The following is a 6,190-nucleotide window of genomic DNA, read 5'->3' on the forward strand; positions in this document are numbered from 1 at the left end:
CCATTGGCACCGGTAAAATGGAGTAATAACCAGCGGCCAGGTTAAATGCAGAACCTGCCTCCACGGCTTTAACGGGTACACGCACCGTACTTAAACCCGATAAAAAGCTGGTCGCCTGGGTGACTTTGACCTGATACACCTTGCCATTTAAGGTCGGCGTTTGAACGATGGTGTCTTTCGGTATAGTGACGCTCGTGCCAATTTCGCCACGGGTAAAGGTGATTTCACCTGTGGTGAAGGTTTCATCTTTTCTGGTCAGGTTGACCGCATCAGCCAGTAGCTCGACCGCCCAATCAAATACCGCTGTTTTTAAAAAGGCATTCGGCAATACCGTTTCAATTAAAAAGTTAATCAGCCATAACACGGGCTTAGTCACTAAGGCCGTGATAACACGCCAGAACGGGCTATAGTCACTATCATTGCTGATGGTGCTGCCGGCGTTGGTGACTTCTTCTTTCCAGGCCGCATTCAATTCCGCTTCGGTCGTCGGTATGCCGGCATCAGAAACGATTTGTTTAAAATCCACATCGGCCATTAGCTTGTTACCTCAAGGCTGGTGCTGCCATATTTGTAAGTAGTGGCAGTGATAAAAAAGGTTTCGGTGTCGGTGCGGGTGATAGCGACGGTGCCAGGAATCAATCGCTCGTCCGTTTCGATAAACAGCACGAGTTTCAGCATTTTTTCCTGAATCTTGCTGCTGCTACGCTCGCCAATCATTTCCACAAGCAAGCCCGAATCACGCACCATGTGCTTGATATCCTGAGTGATGCAGGCTTTGTCATAAATAAGCTGCGGCTCGCCGGCAGCATCCAGGACCACATCATCATCAACAATCAATAAATCGACGTAATCCGCCATATCAGCCACCCATAAACGCGAGTTCGTCACGCAGCGTGTTGCCGTTGACGCTTGGGCCGTAGTTATTGACCACCACATCACCGATACTGCGTGTTTGCGAGTTGTTGGCATTGGTAATACGTTGCATCACCCCGCCCTGGCTGCTGAGTGATTTATTGACATCCAGGCTTGGCGGTGGCGCGATGGGTTTTGGTGCTTTGGGTCCGTCACCAATGTTGATGCCTGGGATCATATTTACCTTGTCGATAATCCAGTCCATGCTTTCACCGACAAAAGCCATCGGGTCGAGCGTGCCTAGCCAGTTTTTAAAGTTGCCCCACCACTGTGGCAGTGCATCCCATGCCGCTAATACACCATCGACCATGCCGAAAACGTTCAACGTGTCCATAAACTGGCCAGCCCATTTACCGAGCGCCCCGGTCCATTCATCCCAATAGATAATGGCAGCGGCCACAATGGTCACCAGTGCGGTGATGCCCAGCACAATCCAAGTGATCGGGTTCGCGAATAACGCCGCAGTAAAGCCCCAAACAGCCGGAATGAGCTGTAAAAAGGCAAACTTCGTCATCAATAACAGTGTTTTGATTAATGTCAGGCCAGCACCCCAGCCGACCATTAAAAAGCTATTAATGCCCACCACAATCGATAAGGCTGAAACTGTGGCAATCAGGCCAAAAATGACCAGGCCGGCGCCGCCCATATATTTCGTGAGTGTGGGGAACATTTCAGACCAGCGCAGCATGCGGTTAGCTACATCACCCAACAAACCAAGAACGGGCGTCAGCATGGGAATCATAGCCCTACCCAGTACCGTTTTCATGGCGTTCATGGCCTGCGTACCCATTTCAAACGGATCGCGAATTTCTTGTGCCATTTGAATGGCTTTTTCCATGCCTTTTTGCTGGCCTAGCTCCTGGATATTTTTATTGAGGCCATCCACATCGCTAGCCAGTAACTTGATAAGTGAGACGGCCTCTTTAGTACCAAAGGCTTTTTGCAGCATGTCGGATTCGGCGACCGTATCAATCTCGCCAAACTGGCCTTTAATCGCGTTGAGAATATCGACCATCGGCAGCATTCGCCCCTGGCTATCGGTAAACTGTAGCCCCAATGCCTCTTGGGCTTTACCCACGCCCGATAAAAACGCGCGATATTTAGTGGCCGACTCCGAACCGGACATGGTGGACTGCAACTGGCCGAGTATGGCCATCTGTTCATTCATGGCCACGCCATTACTGGTCGCTTCAGCGCCTAAACGACCAAACGCCGCCGACATTTCGCCACCGGTGGTTTTGAATATCTGCACGGCTGCCGCTGTTTGGCCTGCCAGCATTTCTACCCACTGGCCTTTGCCCATTTCATCCGCACCATTTTTAAAAATGCCATACATGGTGCCAACGTAATCGGTGATGGTGGCCGCGTCGGCCTTGGTGCCTTTGGCTAGAATGTTACTGGCATTAGTAAAGGTGGCTAACTCATTCCCCACCAGACCGCTAATAGCCGATTGAATGTCATACGAGCTACGCACAAAGTCAGCGGCTGACTCGCCATATTGCATGCTAAATTTCAGCGAGGTGGATGTGAGTTGTTTTAATGTTTTATCAGCAACATCAAGCGATTTCACTTCACCTAATGCCCGATCCATTTCTTTGGCAGGTGTTAGCAAATTATCCAGGGCCGCACCGGCCCCCCATATTCCCGCCGCGCCATAGCCGATTTTTTTATAACCGTCTTGCACTTTGGTGGTCATGGTATCCATTTGCGTCATGATCTTGCCGGCAGGGCCAGAGGCCATGTCGGTCAGTTTCACAATAAAATCGAGGTGTTGTAATGCGTTCACGTTGCTATAAAGCCTTTTGGATGCCTGCTGCGACGGCGTTGCTCATGTTTTCCCAATAGCGTTTTTCCAGATATATCGCTTCGCCCATGGTGTCTTCATTAATCGGTTGCCCTGGCAACCAGTGATGCACCAGGCATGTCACCTGGTGCAATCCGTTTTGTTCTATTTGCTTTGCGAGTTGGTCGGCTTTCCCAGCGTGACTTTCACCGCGCTCGAAAACTGTTTATTGAGTTCACCTGCGATTTGTATGCACAAAAAGCCGTTCGGCTTACCATCAATCAACACAACCTCTTTCAGCTCATCTTTTTGCTCCGGCTTGATGGTTTGCATAAGCAAGTTATAGCTAGGCGCCACTTTGTCTTGTGCATCAATTGAGTTGATATAACGGTTGGCATCATCCACGCCAAAATCAAAATCAAAGTTCTGATCGTTTAGTGAAAGTGTGGTTAAAGGCATGGTTTAGTCCTCGTTTTTAGTTTTAGAAAGTTGTTTTTTGAAAACGTATTTTTCGTACCACTTCTGCAGGCCTTCTTCGAGCATGAAAATCAGCCTGGACCCCATGTGGCCAGAAACGGCAATCATGGCCGCAGCCAACATCGGTGGAATCTTTGCCGCTTCACATAAAAAGAAGGTGATAAGCCCTGCAAATGCCGCGGTTACAATCTCCCCGACCAATTCTGTAATCGAAAAGCGGGCAATCTTGCCCATACGACGCTTGCGGATATAACTCACTACACCGCCCATAATCGAAAGTAGAAACACCCAGGAATACGTTATTAATGGGTAAGCCGTTGGGTCTTTCTCAATCATTCGCTCTGTTCCTTGTTGTTCACTGAGTTCCACCAATCGATTAAGGCGTTGCATTGGTTTTTGGCCTTGTTGTACTGGTTGACGGTGCCGAGCCCGTAGTCGATGAGCTCGGCTTCTGTAACGGTGGAAGGTCGGGTATCGGTATCAGCATCGATATCGGTGGTTTCGGGCATGTCGTCACGGGCGGCACTGTTGAACAGCCGCACAGTGCCATTAGACAGATTGCAATCACTGTCTTTTTGCTGAATAACCGGCACATACTTCGGCACCTCTTTGGTAATGGTTTTGTAAACAATCTCGGTCTTTTTTTGCTTTTCAATCAGCTCCAGTTCCTGCTGACGGTCCTTTTCGTATTGTTCGTCGGCATCTTCCAGGGCTTTGGATATCGCTTTTGCCATTTCAGCCTGAACGCCCCTATCGCGGTAGTCGTAGCCCACAAAAAAGCTGGCAGAACAGCTTGCTGCAAATACCGCGATAATCAGCCAGTTCATAGCTGTTCTTCCGTGAGCAGCGTGTAGCTAAACGATGGTCCATACATCGATGCTGATTTCTTGGCCAGAGCCATTAACAAATCAAAATCACATGGATCAGCTAACACCTGGCAGCCGGCAGACCATTTATCCACCTGCAGCGAGATGTTATTCACGCCGGCACGGTGCAAGTTAATGCCGAATAAGCCCTCATCAATGCTGGTTTCGGCCATATCCAAAGCCGTATCGCTATCATTGTCTCGATAGACCTTCATCGGTTTACGTTGAACCAGGGCGTTGTATTTCGCCTGGTGAGGACCAATCTGCCACACCCCCCGATAATGACCAGGCACCACAATCGCCGTGCCATCTAAATTAAGCGGGTTTTCACGGTAAAACAGACCAGGATCGGTCGTGGCTGGAAACACATGCATCACTTGCTTTTTGTCCAGCTCGTACAGCACCACAATCACATCATTAAACGTGTTGGCATCCGTATCATGGCTACGCACACCGATAATGTTGAGGTTGTAATCACCCTTAAAAAACGGGTAATCGTGCTTTTTCAAGGCATCAGTGATGGTCTTTGTATTGAAGCTGTTCATGCTTCTTCCTCAGACTCGATGCTGCTGACTTCAACCAACTGCACATCACGGCCTAATAGCTTGCTGATGCGTTGCTGTTCCAGTTTTTTGGCAAGTTCTTCCTGTGCAACGATGGCATCAAGGCGAATCAATTGGCGCTGTATGGTCAATACCTGGATATGTTTTTCCAGCTCTTTGATGCTCATGTCTTTTATTGCTTTGGCCATGTCGTCACCTATAGTTTGAAAATTTTATTCACGCCGGCATCCCAATTCAGGTTGATGTCGCCGCCATTGGGTGGAATCGGTAAATCCGCACTTTCATCGTTGTAAGCAATCAAACGCGAGGTGGCTTCGTTTCCTGTGTCCTGGTACAAAGCAATCGCTTCAATATCTGCACCGGTGACTTCCTGAAACACCACGTTCGCTGCACCGGCCACGCCTAATGCTTTGGTTTTACTGGTTAACGCATCACTTATCGATACACGCGCTGCAGCGGGAATATCAGCCAGAAATTCATCTGCATCTATGCTCACGCTGTAATTAGCCGTATCAATGGCCACCACTTTGATGATGTCGGCATCCCAATCGATGTCGCCGCCTAGAAAACCTTCACGGCCTTTGCCGTATAAACTTGCTGTCATAACGTTTACCGCCTAACTTTTGCTTGAATTAACTGTTCCCAAGTGGCGGTGAGTCCTTCGCCCTGGGCCACGATGTGTAATTTGTAACGCTTGCCTTCTTCTAAGGGTGTGTCCGGTGCTAATAACGCCCGATAGCAGCCGTCTGATTCCTCAACGTAATGCAGCGTGATGGCATCCGGTGTCACCACAGATACGCCTTTTGATGTGTGCAACGTCGCCACCACATTCGCTGTGTTGATGTATTCATCTGTAAAGACGTTACGCAGCCCACGAAGCTCAATCGTGTTGGAATTTGCCAGCAGGAAAACATTCTCAGTGGCCAACGTTCACCTCCACCACGCCTAAAATTGGCGGACCAGTGAAAATGTCGGCGTTCATGTAGCCTGTGATTCTAGATCCACCTTTTATGCTGATAGCACCGAACGTTTCAGCCGTTTCTATGCTGTTTAGCCTTAAAACATGGTTCACATTTTCAATATTGAACGGCTGCACCTGTTCGCCAGGTGTAATGCCTGGCACGCTGAAATTGACTAGACCAGTTGAGAAGTGAATATCACCCAGCGATGACGACTCGTTGATAAAGGCAGCCGAGAAGCTAACAGCGCCAGGTGATAACACCGGTAAACCCACAAACTCTTGAGAAGGAATGGACACAAGAGAGACATTCGAGCCGCCAACAGAGAAAGTGGGGTTCGGCACCACGGCATCCCCCTCGATGCCAGGCACAGAAAACGAAACCGCACCAGGTAATAATTCAATATCACCCAAGGCTGATTGACTCAGGATGGATGACAACGCCAGAGAAACGGGACCAGGTGAAAGCGTGATCACCCCCGCTGACTCAGACGAACCGATACTATCCACATTGAATGATTGAGTCGGTGCCGGTGTGTTGGTTTGTCTAATCCAGATAGGCGATAACATTACGCGGCCTCCAGGAATTGGTATGGGTTTATGTGGAAGTCATTCAAAGACAAATTGCCAT

12 protein-coding genes are annotated in these 6,190 nt (G+C 49.1%); all 12 read right to left on the reverse strand.

Annotated elements, in window-relative coordinates:
* A partial coding sequence (locus tag B4K20_RS13645) for a baseplate J/gp47 family protein (protein ID WP_289283296.1) occupies positions 1-535 on the reverse strand: 535 nt, incomplete at its 3' end.
* Positions 535-858: a DUF2590 family protein gene (locus B4K20_RS13650; protein ID WP_289283322.1), complete on the reverse strand. Its 324-nt coding sequence runs from the start codon at positions 856-858 to the stop codon at positions 535-537. The genes B4K20_RS13650 and B4K20_RS13645, both read right to left, overlap by 1 nt.
* A 1-nt stretch (position 859) precedes the next feature.
* Positions 860-2,698, reverse strand: a complete 1,839-nt coding sequence (locus B4K20_RS13655) for a phage tail tape measure protein (protein ID WP_289283297.1) — start codon at positions 2,696-2,698, stop codon at positions 860-862.
* Between the two features lie 4 nt (positions 2,699-2,702).
* Positions 2,703-2,840: a DUF6890 family protein gene (locus tag B4K20_RS17070; protein WP_414683390.1), complete on the reverse strand. Its 138-nt coding sequence runs from the start codon at positions 2,838-2,840 to the stop codon at positions 2,703-2,705.
* Positions 2,841-2,860: 20 nt separating this feature from the next.
* On the reverse strand, positions 2,861-3,154 hold the full coding sequence (locus tag B4K20_RS13660) for a putative phage tail assembly chaperone (RefSeq protein ID WP_289283298.1): 294 nt from the start codon (positions 3,152-3,154) through the stop codon (positions 2,861-2,863).
* Between the two features lie 3 nt (positions 3,155-3,157).
* A complete protein-coding gene (locus tag B4K20_RS13665; RefSeq protein WP_289283299.1) occupies positions 3,158-3,508 on the reverse strand; it encodes a phage holin family protein in 351 nt (116 codons plus the stop codon).
* Positions 3,505-3,999 (reverse strand): hypothetical protein, encoded by a 495-nt coding sequence (locus B4K20_RS13670; protein ID WP_289283300.1) that lies wholly within the window; start codon positions 3,997-3,999, stop codon positions 3,505-3,507. The genes B4K20_RS13665 and B4K20_RS13670 overlap by 4 nt, the downstream gene beginning before the upstream one ends.
* The gene (locus B4K20_RS13675; RefSeq protein ID WP_289283301.1) at positions 3,996-4,583 is read right to left on the reverse strand and encodes a hypothetical protein; all 588 of its coding nucleotides are present in this window, start codon (positions 4,581-4,583) and stop codon (positions 3,996-3,998) included. The genes B4K20_RS13670 and B4K20_RS13675 overlap by 4 nt, the downstream gene beginning before the upstream one ends.
* Entirely contained in the window at positions 4,580-4,789 is a 210-nt protein-coding gene (locus B4K20_RS13680) for a hypothetical protein (RefSeq protein WP_289283302.1), read from the reverse strand. Before B4K20_RS13680 ends, B4K20_RS13675 begins: the two co-directional genes overlap by 4 nt.
* Before the next feature lie 8 nt (positions 4,790-4,797).
* The gene (locus B4K20_RS13685; RefSeq protein ID WP_289283303.1) at positions 4,798-5,205 is read right to left on the reverse strand and encodes a hypothetical protein; all 408 of its coding nucleotides are present in this window, start codon (positions 5,203-5,205) and stop codon (positions 4,798-4,800) included.
* Between the two features lie 5 nt (positions 5,206-5,210).
* The gene (locus tag B4K20_RS13690; RefSeq protein WP_289283304.1) at positions 5,211-5,528 is read right to left on the reverse strand and encodes a hypothetical protein; all 318 of its coding nucleotides are present in this window, start codon (positions 5,526-5,528) and stop codon (positions 5,211-5,213) included.
* Positions 5,518-6,129, reverse strand: a complete 612-nt coding sequence (locus tag B4K20_RS13695) for a hypothetical protein (RefSeq protein WP_289283305.1) — start codon at positions 6,127-6,129, stop codon at positions 5,518-5,520. Before B4K20_RS13695 ends, B4K20_RS13690 begins: the two co-directional genes overlap by 11 nt.
* Between the last annotated feature and the right edge of the window lie 61 nt (positions 6,130-6,190).

This window comes from Methylophaga sp. UBA5088, assembly GCF_002414625.1.
Taxonomy (GTDB): domain Bacteria; phylum Pseudomonadota; class Gammaproteobacteria; order Nitrosococcales; family Methylophagaceae; genus Methylophaga; species Methylophaga marina.